Raw genomic sequence first — 23,590 nt, forward strand, 5'->3', positions numbered from 1 at the left:
CGCACTGGAAGGGCCTGGCCTACCCGCAGGTGTCCAAGGAGGGCACGTTCGCGGCGCTGCTGGCCTCGCGGGGGATCACCGGTCCGGCGGAGGTGTTCGAGGGCAACAAGGGGTTCAAGGAATCCATCGCCGGGAACTTCACCATCGACTGGTCCAAGGAGGACCTGGAGCGGGTGCGGCGCTCGATCATCAAGAAGCACAACGCCGAGATCCACTCCCAGTCGGCCCTGGACGCCGCCCAGGCCATCCGGGCCCAGGCCGGTTTCGACGCCGACGCGATCACCGCCGTACGGCTGCGCACCTTCGACGTGGCGTACTCGATCATCGGCGGCGGGGAGGAGGGCGACAAACGCACCGTCCGCACCAAGGAGGAGGCCGACCACTCACTGCCGTGGATGGTCGCCGTGGTCCTGTTGGACGGTGTGCTCGATCCCGCCCAGTACGCGCCGAAGCGGATCGTGGCCCGGGACGTGCAGCGACTGATGCGCAAGGTCGAGATCGTCCCCGATACGGGGTTCTCGGCCCGTTTCCCCGAGGAGATGCCCGCCGACCTGGAGGTCACCCTGCGGGACGGGACCGTGCTGCGCGCCGAACGTTCGGCCTACAAGGGCTTCCACACCGACCCGCTCGACTGGGCCGGCGCCCGCGCCAAGTTCGACGCGCTGACCCGGCCCTTCGCCGACGCCGAACTGCGCGAGGAGATCGCGGAGATCGTGCGCGGCCTCGACTACGCCGACACCACCGACCTCACCGCGGCCCTGGCCAGGGTCCGGACCATCCGGTCCCGACCTCGCCCGCACGCTCCGAAAAGGGAAGAGGGCCCACGAGAAAGGGGACACCATCATGGGTAACGCCGTCCCACACGACGTGTCATTCAACTTCGTTCCCCGCGCCTACCGGCCGGCCAAGCCCCGCACCTTCGGGATGACCGAGATCCGGGCGCCCTACTACAGCACCTTCGGCACCCGCCACCTGCGGGACGTCTTCGATGTCGCCGGCCAGTGGGTCGACGGCATCAAGTGGGCCGGTGGCTCGTTCTCGCTGGTGCCGACCGAGCAGGTGCGCGCCTTCAGCGACATCGCCCACGAGCACGGAGCCTACGTGTCTTCGGGCGGATGGATCGAGACCGTGCTGCGCTACGGCGACGACGCGGTCGACCGGTACCTGAGGGAGGCCAAGGAGGTCGGCTTCGACGTCATCGAGATCTCCACGGGCTTCATCATGCTCAACACCTCCGGGTTGTTGCGCCTGGTGGAAAAGGTCGTCGACGCCGGGCTGAAGGCCAAGCCCGAGCTCGGGATCCAGATCGGTTCCGGCGGCGACTCCGGCCAGGCCGAGCTGGCGAGCGAGGGCGAGAAGGACATCGGTGACCTCATCGACCGCGCCGAGAAGACCCTCGAAGCCGGTGCGTCGATCGTGATGATCGAGTCCGAGGGCATCACCGAGAACGTGAACGAGTGGAACACCGGCGCCGCCGCGTCCATCATCAACGGGCTGGGCCTGGAGAACGTGATGTTCGAGGCCGCGGACGGTCCCGTGTTCGAGTGGTACGTCAAGAACTACGGCAACGAGGTCAACCTCTTCGTCGACCATTCCCAGATCCTTCAGCTGGAGGGTCTGCGGCAGAACGTCTGGGGCAACAAGTCCACCTGGGGTCGTGTCATCAACCCGGCGCCCTGATCCGGACCCCGGCCGGGTATTCGTCGAATACCCGGAACGGACACGCGTCGAAGGCGAGAACCAGGGCCGGCGCGGAGCCGGTCCGGAAAGCGTGAAGGGATACCCGGATGAGCGAGACGGGCGTGAGGGTCACACCGGCCACCGATCACACCCGTCGACGGCCGCACCCGCGTGGTCCGAGCCTCCGCACGGCGGGCCCCCGGGGTGGTGTCACCCCGGGGGCACGTCGCGGGTCACGGCTCAGGCCGAAGCGCCGGCCTGTTCCGATCCGCTCCGCTCTCGGGCGGGCTCGATCGATTCGGCGTCGGGGTCCCGACGCAGCCGGCGCACCAGTGGTGCGCAGACAACGGCCACCAGGGCCAGGCAGCCGCCGACGAGGAACGCGTCCTGGGTGCCCTGGACCTGGGCGGCGACCGCGTCGGCCGTGCCCGCTCCAGCGGCACCGATCGACATGGCCGTCACCAGAACGGCCACACCGGCGGCGCCCGCGAGCTGCTGCAGCGTGTTCATGATCGCGCTGCCGTGAGAGTAGAGCCTGCGCGGCAGCGAACCGAGGGCGAGCGTCATCAGTGGGGTCATGAGCATCGCCATACCGACGCAGAACACCACGTGCATGGCCACGACCACCGTGATGGAGGTCTGGGCTGTCAGGGTGCTCAGCCACCACTGACCGGCGGCGAGCAGGACGGCACCGGGGACGACCAGGGGCAGTGGTCCGACCCGGTCGTAGACCCGGCCGATGATGGGCGAGAGCACGCCCTGGATCAGGCCCCCCGGGAGCAGGAGCAGGCCGGTGGTGAGCACGCTCAGACCCAGGCCGACCTGGAGGTGGATCGGCAGCACCATGACGGTGCCGAGCATGGTCGCCATGCATACGACCACGATGATCAACGAGACACGGAAGTTGCGCACGGCGAAGGGACGCAGGTCCAGCAGCTCGCCGCCGGTGCGCGTCAGGGCGCGCTGGCGCAGGACGAACAGCACCAGGGCGACCGCACCGACCACCAGGGCCACGAGCGGGACGACGCTTCCATCGGTGAGTCCCTCGGCGGAGGCCAGACCGTAGACCAGACCGCCGAACGCTCGGGGGTCTCCTCCCGCACCTTCTTCCGGCACTTCACCACCAAGGAACAGGCCGGTCTCCCGGGACAATCGCGCCTGCTCCGGGCGATCGAGACCCTGGAGGTCACCGGCACCGACCCCGACACCGTGCTGCGCGACGTCGAGGCGGCGTTGGAGAAGGTGATGGGTCGCGAACACGACCCAGAGCGGGAGGAACACCGCAGGGTCGCGCGACTGCTGTCCGGAGACTCCGAACTCAGGGCGCTGGCCGCCGCCCAGGAACGCGGACTCGCCACGCGTCTGCGCGAGCGTCTCAACGACCGCTTGGAAGGGCTGGACCCCACCACGGTGCTGCTGGTGGTGGAGGTGGCCGTGGCGGTGTGGAGCGCCTGTTGGGAGCGTTGGGGAGAACTGGCCGCGCAGGGGCGCGAGGAGGACCCGGTGGAGTTGTACCGCCGGTGCCGGTCGGAGCTGCGCCGGATCGTCGGCTGAGCCCCGACCTCGGCGGGTTCACGGGGACGGGGCTCGTCGGGGTCGGGTTCGTCAGGACCGGTGGACGGTGAGGCTGTCGGCGGCCGCCGAAGCGGACTCGGCGCTCACCGACCCGGTGCGCGCGAACTCGCCCCACACCTGCCGCACCGCACGACCACGCCGGTCGAGTTCCTCCCAGGAGGTGCGGCCGACCAGGCTCGCCCGTTCCCAGGCCTTGCGCGTGCCCAGCAGCAACGGGATGTCGGTGATGTGCGCGGCCCCGAACGGGCTCCCCTCCGGCCGCCAGGTGAAGGTGTAGCGCACCGCCCGACCACCGGCCCGGCGATGGCGACGGACGAAGCCCCGCACGGGCCCGGTGTAGATGACCCAGGTGGTGAGGCGCACCAGGGCCCGGCGCAGGGTGGAGCCGATCACCGGCAGCTCGGACATCCTCTTGATCGGGGGCAGGAACTCGGCGAACAGCCCGGTCTCCTCGCTGGTGGCCCCGACGAGCACGTCGATCCGGGGCGCCGCCTCGCGCCAGGCGCGGGTTCGGAGGGACTCGGGGGGCAACGGATCGTGCCCGTAACGCGTGCCGAACGGCATGGCGCTGGGCAGCCCGAAGCCCCTGCCGGCCTCGACCGCCCTCTCCTGACGGGCGAGCATGTCGCGGGTGTCGGTCTCGGGGGTGAGGGTGCCCACCACCCCGGCCATCGCCTCGTACATGCGGTCGCGTCGGCTGAGGAGTCCCAGCGGGGCGCTCTGCACGATCGCGCGCCGGAACAGCCCTTCGGCGCCGCGACTGATCATCAGGTGGGCGACGGCGTCACCACCGGCGGACTGCCCGAAGAGGGTGACCTTGTCGGGGTCGCCCCCGAACGAGGCGATGTTGGCGGCCACCCAGCGCAACGCCGCCACCTGGTCCAGCAGGCCCAGGTTGGCGGGGGCGACACCGGGCAGACGCAGGTAGCCCAGGACCCCGAGCCGGAAGGTGACCGACACGACGACGACCCGTTGTTCGCGTACCAGCCGGGCCGGGTCGAAGATCGCCAGGTCGCCCGCGCCGGTGACGTAGGAGCCGCCGTGGAACCACACCAGGACGGGCGGGCGCTCGTCCTCGGCCAGGTCGACGGGCACGGTCACCGACAGGTGGTGGCAGTTCTCGTCCTGGCGACCGGTCGGGATGCCCTCGACCGCCTCGGAGACCACCCGGGAGATCGATTGTGGGGCGGCGGGCGCGGCCTCGGTGGCCTCGAAGGGTTCGGTGAAGGGTTCGAGCGGCGAGGGCGCCCGGAACCTTTCGGCCCGCGCGTAGGGGATGCCGAGGAACCGCAGGACCCCGCCGCGCACCTTCCCCACGATCGGGCCCGCGGGGGTGTCCAGGCGGTGGTGTTCACCCTTGGAGACGGAGGTGGATTCGGTCATGGCGGCTCCTACGTTCGCCCAGGGTCCATGATCGGACCTTCGGTCACCCGAACGACGGTACCCGCAAGGATCGGTCGCCCCCGGAACCGGAACGTCGGTCCACCGGCCTCGTGTTCGGTGACACCGTCGCGCGCGGCGTCGGCACACCCTGGAACTCCACCGGGGACCCCACCTGGTCTCCCGGGCGTGACCGGGACCGTCGTAGAGCGCCTCACCGAACGGCTCGACGCATACGACGAGGTGGTCCGGCTCCTCGCCGAGGAGCCGGACGATAGCGCTTAGGACCACACCCCCGCGTGTTCGGCGCCACTCTCCTCGATCGCGTCCCCACTGGTGAACGCACGTAGACTCCTTCGGGCCGCCCCGTCGTCGGGGCCCGTTGCCGTCCCCCGCTTCGGCGTCGCAGTGACGGATTCGACGGCTTTCTCTTTCCCGGACCGCCCGTTGGCGCGCCCGGTTCCGTTCTCCGACAGAGGAGACTCCACTTCTTCATGTCCTCCACCTTGCGCACCCGTGTGCGTGAAACCGGGCGCCGACCCGACCCCTGGGTCATCGGTGTCTCCGGTGGCCTGCTGGTCCTGTTCGTCCTGCTCGCCCTGACCCGGCCCGCCATGATGAACACCATGGTCGACGCGGCCTTCGCCTGGTCGACCCACTGGTTCGGCGCGTACTGGCAGGTCCTGCTCCTGGCCACCCTGGTGGTCGCCACCGTCCTGGCGTTCTCCCGGTACGGCCGGGTGCGGATGGGCGGTCCCGTCGCCCCCGAGTTCGGCTGGTTCCGGTGGGTGGCGATGGTCCTGACCACGCTGCTGGCCGCGGGCGGGGTGTTCTGGGCGGCCGCCGAACCGCTGGCCCACTACGTCGACCCGCCGCCGCAGTACGACGACGTCTCCGGTGGCATGGACGGCGCCGCGATCGCGTTGGCGCAGACCTTCACCCACTGGGGTTTCGTCGGTTGGGCGATCGGTGGTTCGTTGGCCACGTTGGTGATGATGCGCGGGGTGGAGAAGGGCCTGCCGCTGCGTCCGCGCACCCTGCTCTGGCCGCTGTTGGGCGAGCGTGTGCGCACCCACTGGTTGGGCACGGTCGCCGACATCAGCTGTGTGCTGGCGGTGGTCGCCGGGACGGTCGGCCCGATCGGGTTCCTGGGCCTGCAGATGTCCTACATCGGCGCCGAGATGTTCGGGTTCGACTCCGGATACGGCACCCAGGTGGTGCTCATCGGGGGATTGACGCTGATCGCCACGATCTCGGTACTGAGCGGGGTGGACAAGGGCATCCAGTTGCTGAGCCGGATCAACGTCTGGGCCGCGCTGGTGCTCATCGTCTCGATCGTCGGACTGGCCTCACTGCCCTACGTCATCGACCTGTTCCTCCAGGCGAGCGCCGTGCACGTACGCGAGTTCGTACCCATGTCGTTGTACCGCGGCGACGACGCCTGGCTGGGGTACTGGACGCTGTTCTTCTTCGGTTGGTTCATCGGCTTCGGACCGCTGATGGCGATCTTCATCGCGCGGGTCTCCAAGGGCCGCACGATCCGGGAGATCTACGTGGGCGCCACCGTGCTGCCGTCGGTGGTGACCATGGTGTGGTTCACCGCCCTGGGCGGCACCGGCCTGTGGCTGGAACAGAGCGACCCGGGCGTGATCTCCGACCCCTACGCCGAACACGGTCTGGCAGCGGCGGCCCTGTCCATCGTCCAGGCGTTGCCGTTCAGTTCGGTCCTGGCGGTGATCATGATCGTGGTGACGCTGATCTTCTTCGCCGCCACCCTGGACGCGATGTCCTACGCGGTCTCGGCGTCCAGCATGCGCGAGGGCGAACCGCACGCCCTGGTACGGGCGTTCTGGTGTGTGGGCATGGGCGTCACCGCGGTGGTGCTGTTGACCGTCGGTGACAACGGGGTGCAGGCGTTGCAGTCCGTCATCGTGGTCACGGCGGTGCCGGCGGGCCTGGCGCTGCTGCCACCGTTGTGGGGCGCCCCGCGCCTGGCCCGGGAGATGGCCGTCGAACAGGGGATCATCGCCTCGACCGAGCCGCGACGGATCAAGGAACCGGAGCCGGTGGGTTAGTCGGGCGGGGTCCGTCGAGCACGGACCCCGCTCACGTTCATTCGCCCTCGGCCAGGGCACGTTCGAGTTCGTCGAGACACATCAACCAACCGGTCTCGGTCCGTTCCGCCCAGTCGCCACCGATGAAGGTGTGGGTCAGTGTGAGCCGGCAACCGCCCTCGCCGTCGGCCTCCAGACCGAGTCGCAGGTGGTGCTCACCCGTCTCGACGTCGAACTCACGGAAGGCGAAGACCCGTCCGGGTTCGACCTCGGTGACCTCGGCCGGCAGTTCGGTCCCCTCCTCGTCTCGGAAGGTGATGGCACCGCCGACCCTCAGGTCCAGGTGTTCGGCCGCCATCGGGTACCACCGCGCCAGGTGACGGGGTTCGGTGATCGCCCGCCAGACCTTCTCGGGCGGGTGGTCGAGCGCCCGCACCAGTGTGAGTGTCCACCGGTCGTCGCCCAGAGATCGCAGTCCCGGCTCGCTCATGCCCCATCCCCCTCTGCTCCGTCCTCGTCCGGCATCGTGTCCAGGTGAGCCGCCAAGTCGTCGAGGCGTTCCTCCCACAGTCGTCGGTAGGGCCCCAGCCAGTCCTCCACTTCGAGGAACGGGTCGAGACCGAGGCGGTACCAACGACGCTGGGCCTCTTGGCGCACCCTCACGAACCCGGCTTCACGCAGGATGCGCAGGTGTTTGGAGACCGTGGGCTGGGACAGGTCGAGCTGTTCCACCAGGTCCCCCACCACGCTCTCGCCACGCTCTCGCAGATGGTCCAGGATCTGACGACGACGCGGTTCGGCGATCACCTCGAACACTGTATATGCCACATGAGGAATATACTCCGCCTGGCATATATGAACAAGCCCCCACTCGCCCGACGGGTCTTGCGCCCGCCAACGTCGCCGTGCTCAAGAACGGCCGGGCCAAGGCGGTGCGGTTCACCACGCTCGACGCGATCGGCCATACGCTCGGCCGTCAGCCCGGCGACGTGCTGCGATGGGTCCCCGACCAGGCGACCGGGACCGAATCGGGCCGAGCCCGAGGAAGGGGGCGCCGCGGCGGACGCCCCCCAATCCTCAGACCCGACGTCCGGTGAGGGCGAGCAGGCGGGTCCGTGGATCGGCGTCCTCCCCCACTCGAACCGGTTCGGCGAACAGTCCGCTCGCCGCCAATTCCCCCTCCTGTCCCTTCGTCCACGTGAGCAGCTCGGCGACCAGGTCCGGGTCGAGGCGCTCGTCCGCCCCGATGGCCCGGGCCAGGTCCCAGGCGTGCACGGCCAGGTCGAAGGTCATCTGCCACAGGTACAGCTCGGCCGGGGACTCCCCGAAGGACAGGTGGACCCGCTGTTCCAGCGCGGACGGGGCCAGCCACGCCGTGCGGGCCTCACGCGCCGCCACGGTCCAGGTCGCGAGCGGTTCCTCCCCGAGGTTGTCGCCATCGAACCGGTCGCCCACGTCCTCGACCCGGGCACCGCCCAACAGATGGGGCACCCACAACTGCTCGGTGGTCAGGTGGTCGACCAGGTCGTGCACGTCCCAGTCCGAACACGGGGTGGGCAGGGCCCAGTCGGTGAGCCGTACCGCCTTCACCCTGCGGTCGAACTCCTCCATCGCGGTGCCGTGCAGATCGATCAGGGATGTCACAGGTCCTCTTCCCAGGGTCATCGGTGTTCTCGCCGGGGCGGCCTACCCGATCATCGGCGGGTCCACACCGCCGGCTCCACCCCCGTGACGCCCACCTGTCAGACTTTGACACCACGAGCGACGCGAAGGCCTACCGACAAGGAAGACATGCAACGCGGTTACGACATCGTCCTGTTCGGCGCGACCGGGTACACCGGAGCACTGACCGCCGAGTACCTGGCGGAGAACGCCCCCCGCGAGCTGCGGTGGGCGTTGGCCGGGCGCAACATCGACAAGTTGGAGGCCGTGCGGGCCGAGTTGGCCGAGATCGACCCGGACCGGCCCACCCCGGACCTGCTGTTGGCCGATGTCGACGACACCGCCTCCATCCGGACCCTGGCCGCGTCCGCCCGGGTGGTCATCACCACGGTCGGCCCCTACGCGGAGTACGGCGAGCCCTTGGTGGCGGCGTGCGCGGCGGAGGGCACCGACTACGTGGACCTGTGCGGTGAGCCGGCCTTCGTGGACCGCATGTACGTACGCCATCACGCCACCGCCCAGAGCACGGGCGCGCGGATCGTGCACGCCTGCGGCTTCGATTCCCTCCCCCACGACCTGGGTGTGCTCTTCACCGTCGGGCGACTGCCCGAAGGCGTGCCCCTACACGTGGAGGGGTTCGTGCGCGCGCAGGGCACGGCCTCGGGTGGCACGCTGCGCTCGGCGGTGGGCGCCTTCTCCGACGCCGTGGGTCTGGTGTCCGCCGCACGGGACCGCCGGGCGATGGAGACAGGGCCGCGGGGCCGCAGGGTGCGCGTCGACCGGAGCGGAATCCCGCGCACCCGGTTGGCCCGGGGTTGGACACTGCCGCTCCCCAGCCTGGACCCGCGGGTGGTGGCGCGTTCGGCGGCGGCGTTGGAGCGTTACGGCCCCGACTTCAGCTACGGGCACTACGGGGCGTTTCGTCATCTGACCAGCGCGGTGGGCGCGGCCGGTGGCGCCGCCGGAATGATGGCGGCCGCCCAGGTTCCGGCGTTGCGGGAGCGATTGCTGTCGCTGCGCTCCCCCGGCGAGGGCCCCAGCGAGGAACAGTTGGCCGGTGGTTGGTTCACCGTGCACTTCGTGGGTTCGGGTGGTGGTCGTCGGGTGCACACCCTGGTGTCGGGCGGCGATCCGGGATACGCGGCGACCTCGGGCATGCTCGCCGAGTCCGCGTTGTGCCTGTGGCGGGACGAGTTGCCCGAAACCTCCGGGCAGGTGACCTCGGCGGTGGCGATGGGCGAGGCGCTGATCGAGCGACTGCCCCGGGCCGGGGTGGAGTTCAAGGTACTGCGGACCTTCGAGGGTTGAGGGCCTTCTCCGAGGAGGGCGCGCACGGTGGCCGCCGTGCGCGCCCTCCTCGAAGGCTCAAGGTCACGCCCCCCGAGGAGTTCCGGAGACCGCGCACCACGCCAGGGCGAGCGCCACGGCGTCCTCTATGACCGCGCCCTCCCAGGCCGGACGGGACCCACTCCACCAGGAACGCCACCACACCCCCACCACCGCGCCCATCGGGGCCGCCAACGCGGCGACGGCGACGGCCGGTGGCACGGGGCCGCCCAGGTTCCGGGCGAGCAGGGCCCCGCCCCAGGCTCCGGCGAGCGAGCGCGACAGCAGGACCGGCCCCGACGTGCGGGGCGGGATGCCCGGCGTCTTGTCCGCCACGAGTTCACCGGTGATGGTCAGCGCCACCAGTCCGCGTCGGAGCGTTCGTCCTTCGTCTCGGGCCAACAGTGGCGCGCAGGGTCCCAGGGTTCCACGTGCCCCCGATGCCAACCCCAGGGCCAGGGAACGTGCCAGGGTCCGTGAAGTGTTCATGGTCGTCTCCTCGACGTGGGTGCGGCGAGTATCGCACCGACCGACCGTTCCGGAGCCGAACGACGTGCCGGGGCCCGTGGTCGCACGCCCGAGGCGGGCCCTGGGCGCGCGGATCACCGGGAGGACGCCCACGCGGTAACGCCTCAAAATCAGGAAGGGCGTACACATCGGATCCGCGTGCCGAGTAGGTGCGCCCCCGCGACGGTGGGCGGCCGGGGCGATGCCCCGTTGAGGCCACCAGGTCCCCCGGATCGCCCGGCCCCACCGACGCCATCAGTTCTCCGTGAGCTCGGTCCCCTTGGTCTCCTTGTTGACTTCCTCCCCACGCCTGAAGGCGGGGGATTTCGGCAACCACCTATCGGTGGTTCGAGGCTTCCGCCCCGTCACGGGCCGCCCCGTGGCCTTCCTGTTTCAACGCCGACCGCCTCGTCCGGGAGGACTCCCGTTGAGGTCTCACACCGGCTCCGCAGGCAGATACCGCCGGCCCGGCGGCCTTGAGATTGATCGCCGCGTTCACATCGCGGTCATGGGTGGTGCCGCACCGCTCGCACGTCCAGGTGCGCACGTTCAACGGCAACCGGGCACGTACATGCCCACACCCAGGCGTCGAGCACAGCCTGGTCGAGGGGAAGAACCGGTCCACCACGACCAACTCCCGCCCATACCAGTGGGTTTTGTACTCCAACATCGACCGCAACTGTGTCCAGGCCGCGTCCGAGATGGCGCGGGCCAGGGTGCGGTTCTTGACCAGGTTGCACACGGTCAGGTCCTCGATCACGACCACTTGGTTTTCGCGGACGAGACGAGTGGTGAGCTGGTGCAGGAAGTCCTTCCTGCGATCGGTGATACGGGCGTGCACCCGCGCGACCTTGACCCGGGCCTTGGCCCGGTTCACGCTGCCCCTGGCCTTACGGGACAGGGACCGTTGCGCCTTGACCAACTTGGCCCGGTCACGCCTTTCATGGCGGGGGTTGGTGATCTTCTCCCCCGTGGACAACGTCACCAGGGAAGTCAGACCCGCGTCCACCCCGACCACGCCCTCAGAGGTCGGGGCGGCTGTGATGGTGTCCTGGCACAACAGCGACACGAACCAGCGCCCCGCCGCGTCCCGCGAGACGGTCACCGTGGACGGCGAAGCACCCTCCGGTAGAGGGCGCGACCACACGATGTCCAACGGCTGGTCCATCTTGGCCAGGGTGAGCTTCCCGTCCCGGTAGCGGAACGCGCTCGGGGTGTACTCCGCCGAGGCCCGCGACCTCTTCTTCGATTTGAATCGCGGATAGCGGGCGCGACCCGCGAAGAAGTTCGAGAACGCCCCTTGCAGATGCCGCAGCCCCTGTTGGAGCGGGACACTGGACACCTCGGTGAGAAAGGCCAGATCGTTGGTCTTCTTCCAACCGGTGAGCAGGGCCGAGGTCGCGGAGTAGCCCACCCGCTCCCGGTGCTGATCCCAGGCCTGGGAACGGGCGGCGAGGGCTTTGTTGTAGACCAGGCGCACACACCCGAACGTGCGCGACAGCTGCGCCGCCTGCACCTGGGTGGGGTAGAAGCGGTACTTGAACGCCCGCTTCACGGTCTTCCTGGCCATGGATCATGTTTTAGCAGCCTGAAAGCCGGTACACACCCCGAACGCGGAAAGAAGAAGGTGTTTCCTCCCCACCCTGAAGGACGGGGTATCCACACCCAACAAACCGATGACGGCGGCGATGAAGGGGGTGAAGACCGCGTAGGCGCTCCACTCGTACCACTCCAGGACGTTGCCGACCGTGCTGGCCAGCAGGGACTTGCGCTTGGATCGGAGTGTGCGGGCGGGTGGTTCGTCGACCCTACCGGGGGTGGTCGCGCTCACGAGGGGTCTCCTTGTGCTTCGGTGGCGGCGGCCTCACGCAGGGCGCGCCGCCGGATCTTGCCGGTGAGTGTCTTGGGCAGGGATGGGACGATGTGGACCTCGCGCGGGCGTTTGTAGGCGGCGAGGTGCTCTCGGGCGAACGCGATGAGTTCCTCCTCGGTGGCCTGGGCGCCCGCGGCGAGGGAGACGTGGGCGACCACGGATTCGCCCTGGTAGGAGTCGGGGCGGCCGACCACCGCGACCTCGTGAACGGCGGGGTGCCGGTAGAGCGCGTCCTCGACCTCGCGCGGCCACACCTTGTAACCGGAGACGTTGATCTGGTCCTTGAGCCGGTCGACCAGGTACACCCATCCGTCCTCGTCGATGACGGCCCCGTCCCCGGTGCGGAGTCGCCCCGAGGGGAAGGTGTGGGCGGTGGCCTCGGGATTGCGCCAGTAACCGGGCACCACCTGGGGCCCGGACAGTTCGAGTTCGCCCTGTGTTCCGGCGGGGACGGGAGCGCCGTCCGGGCCGACGACGCGTGCGCTCAGGTGCGGCAGGGCCCGGCCGATGGACAGCGAGCCACTCGTGGGATCGACCGGTGCGTGTTCGCCCGGAGGCACCGCGATGACGCCGGAGGTCGTCTCGGTCATCCCGTAGGCGTTGTGGATGTACACGCCGAAGCGATCCTGGAACCTGTCGACGGTGGCCGGCGGGATGGGGGCGCCTCCGGAGTAGAGCAGGCGCGCCGAGGCGAAGTGTTCGGCGGTGGCGTCCGGATGCTCGTACAGGGCGTTGAAGACGGTGATGGATCCGATGGTGAAGGTGACGCGGTGTTCGGTGAAGGCGTCGAGCACCACTCCCGGGTGGAAGCGGTGGGCGAACACCAGCAGCGTGTCGCCCAACAGCGCCAGCGCGGCGTTGATCACCGCTCCGGTGATGTGGAAGAGCGGGGCCACCGCCAGGACGACGTCGCCTTCTCGCAGCCCCACGTGGGCGGCGAAGGTGGAGGTGACGGCCAGAACGTTGGCGTGCGTGTTCATCGCGCCCTTGGGCGGCCCGGTGGTCCCGGAGGTGTAGGCCAACAGGGCCACGGAGTCCCCGTCGAGGTCGACCGGGGCCGGTCGGCGACCGGCGTGTGCGCGGATCGACTCCACGAGATCGCCGTCCGGGGAGGGGTCCGGTCGCGGCCCGGGAGAGAACACCCGGGTGTCGTCGCGGGACTGCAGGTCCAGGTCGGAGGTGCCGAGCAACCACCGGACGGAGCTTCCCTCCAGCGCGGTGCGGGTCTCGGCCAGGGTGTCGTCGGAGCTGATGAGGCCGACCGGTTCGGCGTCCTCGATCAGGCGGCGCAGTTCCTCACCGCGGTACATCGGGTTGAGGACCAGGAGCGCGGCGCCGAGTTTCCACAGGGCGAGCATGCTCAGTGCGTACTGCGGGATGTTCTGGAGCCGGACCCCGACGCGGTCCCCGGGTCCCACGCCCCTCTCCGCCAGGGCGACGGCGAGGGCGTCCGAGGCCTCGTCGACCTCCCGTGCGGTCATGACGCGGTCGAAGTAGGCGATGGCGGGGGCGTCCGGGTTCCGGTCGACGCGGTGGCGCCAGGCCTGGACGATGGTGGTGGGCTGTGGCAAGTCGAGTCCCTCTTCTCCTCGTGGAAACGTCGACGCTCACGACACCGACCGAACGATCGCTCGGTCAGTGGTCCGTAGTGTTGTGGATCACAAGACCACCTGTCAATACGTCCTCGGGTCGCGAGCGGCGACGACGGGACCCGGTTCCTACCGGTACCTTTCAGCTCGAAGCCTTACGGAAGCGAGGAGTGCGGTGTCGGGATCGTGGCGTTCGTTCGGGGAGCAGCGGCTCTCACCCCCCCTCGCGGCGGCCCTGGAGTGCTTCGTCGAGCAGGGCTACCACGGCACGAGCATCCGAAGGGTCGCCGAACACGCGGGGTTGTCCGTGCCCGGCCTGTACCACCACTACCGGTCCAAGCAGGCCCTGTTGGAGGGCCTGGTCATGGCGGCGATGCACGAGTTGTTGGACCACACCGGTCGGGCCGTGGAGGAGGCCGGGCAGGACCCCGACCTCCGGTTCGACAATCTGATCGAGTGCCTGCTGCGCTTCCACATGCACCGCAGGCCACAGGCCTTCGTGGCCTCGACCGAGATCCGGAGCATGACCCCCGACCTGCGCACCTCCTACGTCGCCCTGCGCGACGAACAACAGCGCATGGTCGACGACGTCATCGCGCGTGGTCGGGAGGCGGGGGTGTTCACCACCCCATACCCGCGTGACGCCGGCCGGGCCGTGACCACCATGTGCGTGGCCGTGGCCTCCTGGTTCCGGCCCGACGGCGAACTCTCCCCCGACCGGCTCGTCGACCGCTACCTCACGCTGGCCCGCGCCACCGTGGGCGCCGCCCCCACCCGGCCCCGCACCCCCTGAAACCCCGCCCCCGCGCCGGGAGAGCGTTGACAGCCACCCGAGGGCCGTGACAATCTGCCGTCCACGTGACCGAGCGATCGCTCGGTCGGTTACCGGGTGGAGGATTGCGTGATCGATCTGGGGCACACCGCGAGGGCGACCGACCTCGCCCGGGCGACACGGGACTTCGTGCGCACGACCGTGCTCCCCGTGGAGGAGGAACACGACGGCGACATCGCCGGGGCCGGCGGCGACACCCTGCGCCTGCGCCTGCAACGGCGGGCCCGCGAGGCCGGGGTCTTCGCGCCGCACTGCCCAGTGGAGTTCGGCGGTCAGGGGCTGGACCTGCGCGACCGCGCACCCGTGTTCGAGGCGGCGGGCCTGTCGGTGTTCGGCCCGACCGCGCTCAACATCGCCGCACCCGACGAGGGCAACGTCCACATGTTGGAACGCGTCGCCGACCCCGTTCAGCGCGAACGCTACCTGGGCCCGCTGTGCCGAGGCGAGGTACGTTCCGCCTTCGCCATGACCGAGCCCTCCCCCGGCGCGGGCGCCGACCCCTCCGCCCTGTCGACCACCGCCACGCGAACGGCGGGCGGATGGCGGATCGACGGCCACAAGACCTTCATCACCGGCGCCGACGGGGCCGGATTCCTCATCGTGATGGCCCGGACCTCGGGCCGGCCCGGTGACCGTGGTGGCGCGACCATGTTCCTCACCGACGCCGACGCGCCCGGCCTCACCGTGGGCCGCCACGTCCGGACCATGGACTCCTCCATGCTCGGCGGTCACTGCGAGGTGATCTTCGACGGCCTGTTCGTGCCCGACGAGAACGTCCTCGGCGAGGTCGACGAGGGCTTCTCCTACGCGCAGGTGCGCCTCGGCCCGGCACGCATGACCCACGTGATGCGCTGGTTGGGCAGTGCGCGGCGCGCCCAGGACATCGCGGTGGACCGGGCCTGCCGGCGGGAGCTGTTCGGTTCCCGGTTGGGCGACCTGGGTCTGGCCCAACAGATGATCGCCGACAACGAGATCGACATCGCGGCCACCCGCTCCCTACTGCTCCAGGCCTGTTGGGAGTTGGACACCGGGGTGGACGCCCGGACCTCCACCTCCATCGCCAAGACGTTCGCCGCCGAGGCGATCCACCGGGTCGTGGACCGTTCGATCCAGCTGTGCGGCGGACTCGGGGTCAGTGACGACCTGCCCCTGGCCCGGTTGCTGCGCGAGGTACGCCCCTTCCGCGTCTACGACGGACCCTCCGAGGTCCACCGTTGGTCGATCGCCAAGCGGGTGGTCTCGCGGGCCCGCCGCGCCCACGAGGCCGGGGAGGGACCGCGATGACACACGCTCCCCCGCTCGACACGACCGCACTGGCCGCCTACCTGGAGCGTTCCGGCGTCGAGGTCGAGGGAACCTTGCGCGCCGAACCCATCAGCGGTGGCAAGTCCAACCTGACCTACCGGATCGACGACGCCACGGGGCCGCGGTGGGTGTTGCGCAGGCCCCCGACCGCGGGGTTGACCCCCTCTGCCCACGACATGGGGCGGGAGTTCCGTGTGGTGGACGCCCTGGGCGGCTCCGAGGTCCCCGTCGCCGACGCCGTGGCCCTGTGCGAGGACCCCTCCGTCATCGGGGCGCCCTTCTCCGTGTTCTCCCACGTCGACGCCCGGGTGGTGCGCACCCGCGACCAGCTGGCCGACCTGGACGACGAACAGGTCGCCGTCTGTGTCCGGAGCCTGGTGCGGGTGCTGGCCCGCCTGCACGCGGTCGACCACGAGGCCGTCGGGCTGGCCTCGCACGGCCGACCGCACGGGTTCCTGGAACGCCAGGTGCGCTTGTGGGGTCGCCAGTGGGAGCGGGTGCGCGACGGGGATCTGCCCGACCTGGACCGACTGTGCCGGGTGCTGGCGGACGCCGTACCCGAATCCTCGGCGCACGCGATCGTGCACGGCGACTACCGCATCGACAACGTGATGCTGGACCACCATGACGCGGGGCGGATCCACGCGGTGGTCGATTGGGAGCTGTCCACCCTCGGAGACCCGCTGGCCGACATCGCCATGATGTGCGTGTACCGGCGTCCCGGACTGGACCTGGTGTTGGGCGAACCGGCCGCGTGGAACAGCGACCGGCTGCCCACCGCCGACGAGATCGCGCACATGTACTCGCGGGTGTCCGGACGCGCTCTGCGCGACTGGGGTTTCCACCTGGGTCTGGCCCACCTGAAGTCGGCGGTCATCGCCCAGGGCATCGCCTACCGCGGCAGGCAGGGGGCCGAGGGCGGCGGGCGGGACCGGGCCGGTGAGGCCGTCGGGGAGTACGCGGCCGCCGGACTGCGGGCGCTCCGAGAGGCCCCGTGATGCCCGAGGCCCCGGGCACCAGGTTCGGCGGGACGGCCGGGGCCGTCCTGTTCAAGGCCGCATGTGCAGGGCGTGGACGCCCTCGGTGGTGGCCAGGACGATGACCCCGTCCGGGGCGGCCACCAGGTCCTCCAGCTCGCCCGGCCAGGTCCCGGGGACCTCCGTCACGGGTTGTCCGGGCCGATCCAGCCGACGCACCCGCAGCTCGTCCAGGTACCAGCCGCCCAGGCCGTCGGGGCGGGCCTCCTCCTCCTGGTAGACGGCGACCGCCTCGCCGTCCCATTCCACCAGTGAGGTCAGGGTGCGCGGACCACCCAGTTCGGCGACCAGTTCCAGGTCGGGCAGGGAGTGCACGCGTCCGGCGACCGCGAGCAGGGAGCGCCCGCCCACCCGGGCGGCCACCGTCTCGGAGTCGGCGTGGCTCTCCACCTCGCCCAGGTACTCGCCGTCCTCCATCAGGTAGACCCGCTCGCGCGGGTGTTCGTAGTCGGCGAGGATCACCGGGTCGAAGCCCGGGTCCTGGCCGGGCGCCACCAGATAGTCGCCGGCGAAGGACATGCGTTCGCCGCGGGCCTCGTGGCCTGGTCTGGAGTCGGTCAGGTCCGGCACGGTCGCCCCGGTGTAGGGGTCCACCGCCCACCATCGGGTGCCGCCGTCACCGTCCTCACCGAAGAGGAAGACCACCGCCTGCTTGTCCACCACCCTCAGGGCGACGTCGTCGGGCCAGCGCTCCCCGGGTTCGGCCAGGTCGGTCTCCAACAGCGGGATGCCGGTGCGGGGGTCGCGTACGCTCACCGACCGGCGTGAGGCCTGCACCAGGACGGTACCGGGCCAGTCCTCCCCCTCGGGGGACACGGCCAGGTTCACCGGCCCCTGCGCCTCGAACGCGGTCCCCAGGGGACGCAGCGAACGGGTGTCGAAGGCCCGCGCCTCGTAGCGCGACTTGCGCGGGTCGGTACTGAGGTCCACGTCGCCGTGCACGAGGACCGTCCGGTCCGCCAGGAACAGGCGCGGAAACCGCAACCCCCTGCGCCACAGCCGTTCCGCGCGCACGAGTCGCCCTCCCCGTCGTTCCTGGGTACTTCCACGCCACCACGACGTTATCTGTTGCGGCGAGGGGCCGTCCTCCCCTTGGGGAAGACGGCCCCGATGACCGGTCCACATCGCTTGTCCGGTAACGGTACCGGAAATCGGATCGGTCCCTTCCGTGCAGGAGCCGGATCGTCGTGTGCGTCCACCCGCCCGGTCGATCCACCCGATGCCGGCCACGCTCTGGAACACGGCGGGCGAACCTGACAGACTTCCGGGCCATCGTCGGTGAGCGAAGGAGACACGGGACGTGGTTCGAGTGAGTGTGTGCGCGGCCGAGGACTTGGAACGCGCCGAGGTACTGGATCTGTACGGGGCGGTCGGTTGGACCGCCTACACCGAGGCTCCAGAGGTGCTGATGCGGGCGTTGGGCGGCTCGCACCGATTGGTGGTCGCCCGCAGGGAGGACCGCCTCGTGGGGTTGGTCCGGTCGATCTCGGACGGCGCCACGGTGGTCCACGTCCAGGACATCCTGGTACACCCGGACGAACAACGCACCGGCCTGGGTCGGCGGTTGATGGACGAGCTGTTCTCCGGGTACGAGGGGGTTCGCCAACGGGTACTGCTCACCGACGACGAGGACGGCCAGCGCGCCTTCTACGAGGCGTTGGGGTTGGTCGAGGCGCATGAGCACCGGCCCTCGCTGCGGTCCTTCGTCCGGTTCGACCAAGCTCCCAGAGCCCCCCGAAACCCCTGAGAACGACGGTGGGCCCGCCTCCCCACGGGAGACGGGCCCACCGGACGGTTCCGGGGTCGGGTTCTGCTTCGGCGCCCGAACGGGCCGAAGCCGAGCGCGGGCCCCGGGAGAACACCGCTCAGCGCGGAAGACGCTCGGCCAGCCAGGCCTCGACGTCGGCCGAGGAACGCGGCAGACCGGCCGACATCACGGTGCGGCCGTCCTCGGTGACCAGGACGTCGTCCTCGATGCGCACGCCGATACCGCGCAGCTCCTCGGGGACGGTCAGGTCGTCGGGCTGGAAGTACAGGCCCGGCTCGACGGTGAGCACCATGCCCGGCTTCAGGTCGCCGTACAGGTGCGCCTCCTGGCGGGAGACCGCGCAGTCGTGCACGTCCAAGCCGAGCATGTGACCGGTGCCGTGCAGGGTGTAGCGACGCTGCAGACCCAGTTCCAGGACGCGCTCGACCGGGCCCTCCAGCAGGCCCCACTCGACCAGACCCTCGGCGAGCACGCGCTGGGAGGCCCCGTGGAAGGCGGTGAAGGGCTTGCCCGGGGCGACGGCGGCGATACCGGCCTCCTGGGCCGCGTACACCAGGTCGTAGACCTTGCGCTGCAGGTCGGTGAAGGTGCCCGAGACCGGCATGGTGCGGGTGACGTCGGCGGTGTAGAGGGTGGTGGTCTCCACGCCGGCGTCGAGCAGCAGCAGGTCGCCCTCGCGCACGGGCCCGTCGTTGCGGGTCCAGTGCAGGGTGGTGGCGTTGGCGCCGGAGGCGGCGATGGTGCCGTAGCCGACGTCGTTGCCCTCCACGCGGGCGCGCAGGAAGAAGGTGCCCTCGACGTAACGCTCGGAGGTGTCCTTGGCCTGCGGCAGCGCCTTGGCCACGTCACCGAAGCCGCGCGTGGTGGCGTCCACGGCCAGCTGCAGCTGGGCGATCTCCCACTCGTCCTTGACCAGACGGTGGTCGGCCAAGGCGACGCCCAGGTCCTCGTCGAGCTTGACGGACTTGGCGCGCGACTCCTCGTCGGTGTCGGCGCGCAGCTCGTCCACGACGGCGTCGATCTCGGCGTCGTGGCCGCGCACGACGCGCGTGGTGACGGTGGCGTCGGCGCGCAGGGCGGCGGGCAGGGTGCGCACGTCGGCGGTGGCCACGCCCAGCAGGGCGGCGGCCTCCTCCAGGCTGTTGCGGCGACCGGTCCACAGCTCGCCGTAGCCACCGAGCCAGAACTCGCCGTTGTCGCGGTTGGAGCGCGGCTTGAGGTAGAGCACCACGTCGTGGCCGCCGTCGGCCTTCGGGGTGAGCACCAGGCAGTTGCCGTCGGTGGTGTCACCGGTCAGGTAGGCGTAGTTCGTGGCGGCGCGGAAGGGGTATTCGGTGTCGTTGGAGCGGGTCAGGTACTGGCCGGAGGGGATGACCAGACGGTCGCCGGGGAAGGCGGCGCCGATCGTCGCGCGACGGCGGGCGGTGTGCTCGGCCTGCTCGATCGGCTCCAGGTCGCGCATCTCGGTGTCGGCCCAACCGGTGCGCATCCACCCGGCGAGCTCGTCGGAGACCGACTGCGCCTGGCCGTTCTTACGTGGACTGAACACGGGGGCGTCCGTCTCGGCCTGGGGGCGCTGCTGCTCGCTCACGTCGTGCACTCTCCTCGTCGAGTTCGCCGGAAGGGCGTAAAAAGCTCTGTGACCTGCCGTTGGTGACGGCCTTGTCGTCCATCGTAGGGGGCCGGGCGGAACCGCGCCCGACCCCGGGACATAGCGCTGCCCATAACGTGCCGGTCGAAAACGCCCGCGGTCAGGGACGAAGGTCGTGGGCGAAGGGGACGGCCTTGGGGTAGGGCAGGTCCTCGATGGTGGTCGGGTCCACCCACCTGTAGCCGATCCGTTCGTAGAGGGCCACGGCCTCGGGCTGGGAGGGCCCGGTGAAGAGGATCACGGAGTGGTAGCCGAGGTCGCGGGCGGCGTCCTCCAGCGCGGTCATGATGAGCCGACCCAGGCCCTTGCGGCGGTGCGCCGCCGAGGTCCAGATCCGTTTGAACTCGACCGTGCTCGGCGCACCGTCGCGTTCCGGACGGTAGGGACGCAGCGCGCCACCGGCGACGATCTCACCGTCCAGTTCGGCCAGGACCATACGACCCAGGGGCGCGACGAACTCGGTGACGGGGTATCGGCCCAGTTCGGCGGCGGCCCCCTCTGCTCCGTAGCGTTCGGTGTACTCGCCCAGCAGGCCGTCGAGCAGCCCCTGGACGCGGGGATCGTCGTGTTCCACCCTCAGCATCCGCACCCGCCCGGGTTCGAGCCGGGTGCTCTCGGCCCGTGCCGTCTCGGTCATGCCGCTCCCCTCTCCCACGTTCACGCCCACCCGCCTCCGGAGTCGGTGTGGACGTCTTTTCGTCCGCCGGAATACTACGGCCCGACACCTACGACACGAATGTCGCATGAGACACAGATGAGCCCCCGCTTGCCCCGTTCTCATACGGCTCTGGTTAGTGTGTGCCCATGTCAGTCACCGAACGCATCCTGCTGGGACCGGGGCCGAGCAACCCCTACCCCGAGGCGACCCTGGGCCTGGCCGCCCCGCTCCTCGGTCACCTCGACCCGGAGTTCCTCGCCATGTTGGAACGCGCCTCTGGACGGCTGCGTTCCCTGTGGGGCACCGAGAATCCGCTCACACTGCCGCTCTCGGGCACCGGTTCCCTGGGAATGGAGGCGGCCTTCGCCAACACCGTGCGCCCCGGCGACCAGGTGGTCGTCGCCGTCAACGGGCTGTTCGGTGAACGCATGTGCGAGGTCGCCTCGCGCTACGGCGCGCACGTGATCCGGGTGGACCACGAGTGGGGACGACCCGTCGACACCCAGCGGGTACTGGACGCCCACCCCGCGCCCGCCCTGGTCGCGGCGGTGCACGCCGAGACCTCCACCGGTGTGGTCAGCGACATCGGCGCCCTGGGCCGGGCCCTGCGCGAGCGCTCCGACGACACCCTGCTGCTGGCCGACTGCGTCACCTCCCTGGGCGGCATGCCCATGGACCTGGACGAGTGGAAGGTCGACATCGCCTACTCCGGCACCCAGAAGTGTCTGGGCGTGGCGCCGGGGCTGGCTCCCTTCACCTTCTCCGAACGCGCCTGGGAGCAGCGGGTCCCCTCCCCGCCGGTCTGGTACCTGGACCTGGGACTGCTCGGCGCGTACGTGCGCGGTGGCCCGAGCGGTCGCGCCTACCACCACACCGCCCCCACCGCGATGGTGGCCTCCCTGGACGCGGCGCTGACCCGCATCGAGGAGGAGGGCATGGAGGCGGTGGCCGCCCGTCACGCGGCGGCCGGGGCGCACCTGCGCGAGGGCCTGCAGGAGATGGGTCTGGAGCTGTTCGCCGCCGAGGGGCACCGACTGGCACAGTTGACGTCGGTACGGGTGCCCGAGGGTGTGGATTCGGGCAAGGTCCGTGAGCGGCTGCTGCGCGAGTACGACCTGGAGATCGGCGCGGGTGTGGGTCCCTACGCGTCGACGGTGTGGCGGATCGGGCTGATGGGCCACAACGCCCGCCTGAACCGGGCCGAGCTGGTGCTGGCGGCGCTGCGCCGCGTCCTGGGCCGTCAGGGCGTGTAGGCCAAGGTCCACCCGTCGTGACGTTCGGCACGGCACCTCGCCGCGTTGGCGAAGAGCCCGCATGGGAACAGGGAGGTCCCGGGGCCCTTGGTCGATCGTGGACCTCGACGTCCTTCCCCGGCGTGGGCGGCCCCGGCCTCATTCGGCGTTGGGCCCATAGCGGTTGTCGTGGTCGCGCGGGTCGTCCGGGTCGGCGATGTTGCCCACCGTCATGGCGATCGGTGGCAACACCGAGGCCACCACGCACATGGCCACCGCCCACCCGGTCCCGAAGAAGTGGTAGACGGGCGCGGACGCGGCGAACAGCACCAGGCACGTGCCCATGAGGAGCACGTACCACAGCTTCCTGCGTTTGATTCCCCTCACCCCCGAGCGTCGTCGATCGGGTCCTGACCTGTAGGTTATCCGCTCAGGTCGGCGGCCTCCGGGGCCTCGGCGCCCACGCGACGCGCGGTGGCCAGGGCCGGCCGCGGCGGGCTGAACCGGGTCAGCGAACGCAACGCACCGGAACCGTTCTCCATCCGGTATCCGGCGTCCAGTAGCCGCTGTTCGGCCTCCTCGGCGCTGAGCACGGTGGCCTCGTCGAAGACCTTGTTGTAGAGGTTCTCCGGCACCCGGTTGAGACCGGAGCGCATCAGGCGCAGCGCCGCGGTGGCGGTGGTGTCGGCACCCGGGACCTGGGGGATCATCCCGTAGGCGTGGCGGGCCCAGGCGGGCAGGGTCGTGTAGGACAGGGCGCCCACCGGCAGCCACAGTGGTTTGAGCGGGGCCAGCCAGGCCAGTCGTTCGGGGACCTTGGGCCACAGCAGGAAACGGACCGCCTGGCGGGCCTCTTCGGTGACCTTGAGTTCGGGGCGCACGGCCGCCAGGTAGCGGCGCATGTCGGCGACGTTGCGCGGCACGTCGTCGCGGGACAGTCCCACGTAGCCGGCGGTGAGCGACTGTTCGTCCAGGTAGCGGTCCATGTCGGCGGGGCTCAGTTCGAGCCCGGCGCGCACGGTGGTCTCCAGGTAGGACGTGACCTCGGCGCAGTGCACCCACACCAGCAGGTCGTGCTGGTCGACCCGGTGCAGGCGCCCGGTGGCGGGGTCGGTGAAGCTCAGGGCGCGGTGCACCCGACGAATGTGTTCGCCCAGGGTCTCGGCCTCGGTGTGGCTGCCGTAGGTGGTGACCGCGATGAAGTGGGCGGTGCGCAGCAGGCGGCCGGTGGGGTCGCTCCGGAAGTCGGAGCGCTGCCACACCCCCTGCATGGCGATCGGGTGCAGCGCCTGGAGCATCAGGGCTCGTACTCCGGCCACCCACATCGAGCGGTCCAGGTGTACGCGCCAGGTGACGCTCTCGGGGGCGGCGACCGTCGGTTGCATCCGGCTCTCCTCGGGATGTGCGCAAGGGGAAGGGGTTCGCGCCGGGGTCGGGCTGTGCCGCGAGGCCGTCGTCTCG

23 protein-coding genes and 2 pseudogenes are annotated in these 23,590 nt (G+C 70.4%); 11 read left to right on the forward strand and 14 right to left on the reverse strand.

The genetic code is table 11. From position 1 onward, the window contains the following. A pseudogene (locus tag ABZ717_RS23680) lies at positions 1-851 on the forward strand (hypothetical protein); the annotation flags it as partial. Beyond that, a complete protein-coding gene (locus ABZ717_RS23685) occupies positions 844-1,680 on the forward strand; it encodes a phosphosulfolactate synthase (protein ID WP_358514114.1) in 837 nt (278 codons plus the stop codon). The pseudogene ABZ717_RS23680 and the gene ABZ717_RS23685, both read left to right, overlap by 8 nt. Positions 1,681-1,920: 240 nt before the next feature. Here the strand turns inward: ABZ717_RS23685 and ABZ717_RS23690 are convergent, their stop codons facing one another. Next, positions 1,921-2,796 carry an MFS transporter gene (locus tag ABZ717_RS23690; protein WP_358514116.1) on the reverse strand — a complete coding sequence of 292 codons (876 nt, stop codon included), beginning with the start codon at positions 2,794-2,796 and terminating at the stop codon, positions 1,921-1,923. Between the two features lie 93 nt (positions 2,797-2,889). Between ABZ717_RS23690 and ABZ717_RS23695 the strand changes: the two genes are divergently transcribed. Beyond that, positions 2,890-3,234, forward strand: coding sequence for a hypothetical protein (locus ABZ717_RS23695; RefSeq protein ID WP_358514119.1), 345 nt, complete (start codon positions 2,890-2,892; stop codon positions 3,232-3,234). A gap of 51 nt (positions 3,235-3,285) precedes the next feature. Here ABZ717_RS23695 and ABZ717_RS23700 read toward each other — a convergent pair whose 3' ends face one another. Then, positions 3,286-4,638: a carboxylesterase family protein gene (locus ABZ717_RS23700; RefSeq protein WP_358514121.1), complete on the reverse strand. Its 1,353-nt coding sequence runs from the start codon at positions 4,636-4,638 to the stop codon at positions 3,286-3,288. Positions 4,639-5,129: 491 nt separating this feature from the next. Here ABZ717_RS23700 and ABZ717_RS23705 point away from each other — a divergent pair, with 491 nt between their 5' ends. Then, complete coding sequence (locus ABZ717_RS23705) at positions 5,130-6,710, forward strand: BCCT family transporter (RefSeq protein WP_358514123.1); 1,581 nt, start codon at positions 5,130-5,132, stop codon at positions 6,708-6,710. Positions 6,711-6,747: 37 nt separating this feature from the next. Here ABZ717_RS23705 and ABZ717_RS23710 read toward each other — a convergent pair whose 3' ends face one another. Continuing rightward, positions 6,748-7,179: an SRPBCC domain-containing protein gene (locus tag ABZ717_RS23710; protein WP_358514125.1), complete on the reverse strand. Its 432-nt coding sequence runs from the start codon at positions 7,177-7,179 to the stop codon at positions 6,748-6,750. Further along, a complete protein-coding gene (locus ABZ717_RS23715) occupies positions 7,176-7,517 on the reverse strand; it encodes a metalloregulator ArsR/SmtB family transcription factor (protein WP_358514127.1) in 342 nt (113 codons plus the stop codon). Before ABZ717_RS23715 ends, ABZ717_RS23710 begins: the two co-directional genes overlap by 4 nt. Positions 7,518-7,570: 53 nt before the next feature. Here ABZ717_RS23715 and ABZ717_RS23720 point away from each other — a divergent pair. After that, a pseudogene (locus tag ABZ717_RS23720) lies at positions 7,571-7,699 on the forward strand (helix-turn-helix domain-containing protein); the annotation flags it as partial. Positions 7,700-7,766: 67 nt separating this feature from the next. Here the strand turns inward: ABZ717_RS23720 and ABZ717_RS23725 are convergent. After that, positions 7,767-8,333, reverse strand: coding sequence for a TIGR03086 family metal-binding protein (locus ABZ717_RS23725; protein WP_358514129.1), 567 nt, complete (start codon positions 8,331-8,333; stop codon positions 7,767-7,769). Between the two features lie 147 nt (positions 8,334-8,480). Here ABZ717_RS23725 and ABZ717_RS23730 point away from each other — a divergent pair, with 147 nt between their 5' ends. Further along, positions 8,481-9,659 carry a saccharopine dehydrogenase NADP-binding domain-containing protein gene (locus ABZ717_RS23730; protein ID WP_358514131.1) on the forward strand — a complete coding sequence of 393 codons (1,179 nt, stop codon included), beginning with the start codon at positions 8,481-8,483 and terminating at the stop codon, positions 9,657-9,659. Between the two features lie 63 nt (positions 9,660-9,722). On the opposite strand, the gene ABZ717_RS23735 is transcribed toward ABZ717_RS23730, so the two are convergent. The 4 genes from ABZ717_RS23735 to ABZ717_RS23750 all read right to left on the reverse strand — a co-directional run bounded on the left by ABZ717_RS23735 (position 9,723) and on the right by ABZ717_RS23750 (position 13,628). After that, the gene (locus tag ABZ717_RS23735) at positions 9,723-10,166 is read right to left on the reverse strand and encodes a hypothetical protein (RefSeq protein ID WP_358514133.1); all 444 of its coding nucleotides are present in this window, start codon (positions 10,164-10,166) and stop codon (positions 9,723-9,725) included. Between the two features lie 355 nt (positions 10,167-10,521). Then, positions 10,522-11,754 carry an RNA-guided endonuclease TnpB family protein gene (locus tag ABZ717_RS23740; protein WP_358514135.1) on the reverse strand — a complete coding sequence of 411 codons (1,233 nt, stop codon included), beginning with the start codon at positions 11,752-11,754 and terminating at the stop codon, positions 10,522-10,524. Positions 11,755-11,757: 3 nt separating this feature from the next. Further along, on the reverse strand, positions 11,758-12,015 hold the full coding sequence (locus tag ABZ717_RS23745; RefSeq protein ID WP_358514137.1) for a hypothetical protein: 258 nt from the start codon (positions 12,013-12,015) through the stop codon (positions 11,758-11,760). Continuing rightward, positions 12,012-13,628, reverse strand: a complete 1,617-nt coding sequence (locus tag ABZ717_RS23750; RefSeq protein WP_358514139.1) for an AMP-binding protein — start codon at positions 13,626-13,628, stop codon at positions 12,012-12,014. The genes ABZ717_RS23745 and ABZ717_RS23750 overlap by 4 nt, the downstream gene beginning before the upstream one ends. 193 nt (positions 13,629-13,821) lie before the next feature. Here ABZ717_RS23750 and ABZ717_RS23755 point away from each other — a divergent pair, with 193 nt between their 5' ends. The 3 genes from ABZ717_RS23755 (at position 13,822) to ABZ717_RS23765 (ending at position 16,781) form a co-directional block, all read left to right on the forward strand. Further along, complete coding sequence (locus tag ABZ717_RS23755; protein ID WP_358514141.1) at positions 13,822-14,439, forward strand: TetR/AcrR family transcriptional regulator; 618 nt, start codon at positions 13,822-13,824, stop codon at positions 14,437-14,439. Between the two features lie 108 nt (positions 14,440-14,547). After that, on the forward strand, positions 14,548-15,762 hold the full coding sequence (locus ABZ717_RS23760; RefSeq protein ID WP_358514143.1) for an acyl-CoA dehydrogenase family protein: 1,215 nt from the start codon (positions 14,548-14,550) through the stop codon (positions 15,760-15,762). Next, on the forward strand, positions 15,759-16,781 hold the full coding sequence (locus tag ABZ717_RS23765; protein WP_358514145.1) for a phosphotransferase family protein: 1,023 nt from the start codon (positions 15,759-15,761) through the stop codon (positions 16,779-16,781). The genes ABZ717_RS23760 and ABZ717_RS23765 overlap by 4 nt, the downstream gene beginning before the upstream one ends. 51 nt (positions 16,782-16,832) lie before the next feature. Here ABZ717_RS23765 and ABZ717_RS23770 read toward each other — a convergent pair whose 3' ends face one another. Beyond that, the gene (locus ABZ717_RS23770; RefSeq protein WP_358514147.1) at positions 16,833-17,834 is read right to left on the reverse strand and encodes a hypothetical protein; all 1,002 of its coding nucleotides are present in this window, start codon (positions 17,832-17,834) and stop codon (positions 16,833-16,835) included. A 286-nt stretch (positions 17,835-18,120) separates the two neighbouring features. Between ABZ717_RS23770 and ABZ717_RS23775 the strand changes: the two genes are divergently transcribed. Next, positions 18,121-18,567 carry a GNAT family N-acetyltransferase gene (locus tag ABZ717_RS23775; RefSeq protein ID WP_358514149.1) on the forward strand — a complete coding sequence of 149 codons (447 nt, stop codon included), beginning with the start codon at positions 18,121-18,123 and terminating at the stop codon, positions 18,565-18,567. Positions 18,568-18,685: 118 nt separating this feature from the next. On the opposite strand, the gene ABZ717_RS23780 is transcribed toward ABZ717_RS23775, so the two are convergent. Beyond that, complete coding sequence (locus tag ABZ717_RS23780) at positions 18,686-20,179, reverse strand: aminopeptidase P family protein (protein ID WP_358514151.1); 1,494 nt, start codon at positions 20,177-20,179, stop codon at positions 18,686-18,688. Positions 20,180-20,339: 160 nt separating this feature from the next. Next, on the reverse strand, positions 20,340-20,876 hold the full coding sequence (locus ABZ717_RS23785) for a GNAT family N-acetyltransferase (protein WP_358514153.1): 537 nt from the start codon (positions 20,874-20,876) through the stop codon (positions 20,340-20,342). Positions 20,877-21,043: 167 nt separating this feature from the next. On the opposite strand from ABZ717_RS23785, the gene ABZ717_RS23790 reads away from it, so the two are divergent. Next, complete coding sequence (locus ABZ717_RS23790; RefSeq protein WP_358514155.1) at positions 21,044-22,150, forward strand: alanine--glyoxylate aminotransferase family protein; 1,107 nt, start codon at positions 21,044-21,046, stop codon at positions 22,148-22,150. 138 nt (positions 22,151-22,288) lie between these two features. On the opposite strand, the gene ABZ717_RS23795 is transcribed toward ABZ717_RS23790, so the two are convergent. Both ABZ717_RS23795 and ABZ717_RS23800 read right to left on the reverse strand, forming a co-directional pair. Next, positions 22,289-22,516 carry a DUF3099 domain-containing protein gene (locus tag ABZ717_RS23795; RefSeq protein ID WP_358514157.1) on the reverse strand — a complete coding sequence of 76 codons (228 nt, stop codon included), beginning with the start codon at positions 22,514-22,516 and terminating at the stop codon, positions 22,289-22,291. A gap of 35 nt (positions 22,517-22,551) precedes the next feature. Further along, positions 22,552-23,514 carry an oxygenase MpaB family protein gene (locus tag ABZ717_RS23800; RefSeq protein ID WP_358514159.1) on the reverse strand — a complete coding sequence of 321 codons (963 nt, stop codon included), beginning with the start codon at positions 23,512-23,514 and terminating at the stop codon, positions 22,552-22,554. Positions 23,515-23,590 lie beyond the last annotated feature (76 nt).

This window comes from Nocardiopsis sp. NPDC006832 (assembly GCF_040635885.1).
Classification (GTDB): Bacteria; Actinomycetota; Actinomycetes; order Streptosporangiales; family Streptosporangiaceae; genus Nocardiopsis.

Excerpts from the sequence above, each read along its gene's own strand:
- ABZ717_RS23790 (WP_358514155.1), top strand. The coding sequence starts at position 21,044 with ATGTCAGTCACCGAACGCATCCTGCTGGGACCGGGGCCGAGCAACCCC.
- ABZ717_RS23730 (WP_358514131.1), top strand. The coding sequence starts at position 8,481 with ATGCAACGCGGTTACGACATCGTCCTGTTCGGCGCGACCGGGTACACC.
- ABZ717_RS23710 (WP_358514125.1), bottom strand. The coding sequence starts at position 7,179 with ATGAGCGAGCCGGGACTGCGATCTCTGGGCGACGACCGGTGGACACTC.
- ABZ717_RS23765 (WP_358514145.1), top strand. The coding sequence starts at position 15,759 with ATGACACACGCTCCCCCGCTCGACACGACCGCACTGGCCGCCTACCTG.
- ABZ717_RS23785 (WP_358514153.1), bottom strand. The coding sequence starts at position 20,876 with ATGACCGAGACGGCACGGGCCGAGAGCACCCGGCTCGAACCCGGGCGG.
- ABZ717_RS23740 (WP_358514135.1), bottom strand. The coding sequence starts at position 11,754 with ATGGCCAGGAAGACCGTGAAGCGGGCGTTCAAGTACCGCTTCTACCCC.
- ABZ717_RS23735 (WP_358514133.1), bottom strand. The coding sequence starts at position 10,166 with ATGAACACTTCACGGACCCTGGCACGTTCCCTGGCCCTGGGGTTGGCA.
- ABZ717_RS23800 (WP_358514159.1), bottom strand. The coding sequence starts at position 23,514 with ATGCAACCGACGGTCGCCGCCCCCGAGAGCGTCACCTGGCGCGTACAC.
- ABZ717_RS23705 (WP_358514123.1), top strand. The coding sequence starts at position 5,130 with ATGTCCTCCACCTTGCGCACCCGTGTGCGTGAAACCGGGCGCCGACCC.
- ABZ717_RS23685 (WP_358514114.1), top strand. The coding sequence starts at position 844 with ATGGGTAACGCCGTCCCACACGACGTGTCATTCAACTTCGTTCCCCGC.
- ABZ717_RS23700 (WP_358514121.1), bottom strand. The coding sequence starts at position 4,638 with ATGACCGAATCCACCTCCGTCTCCAAGGGTGAACACCACCGCCTGGAC.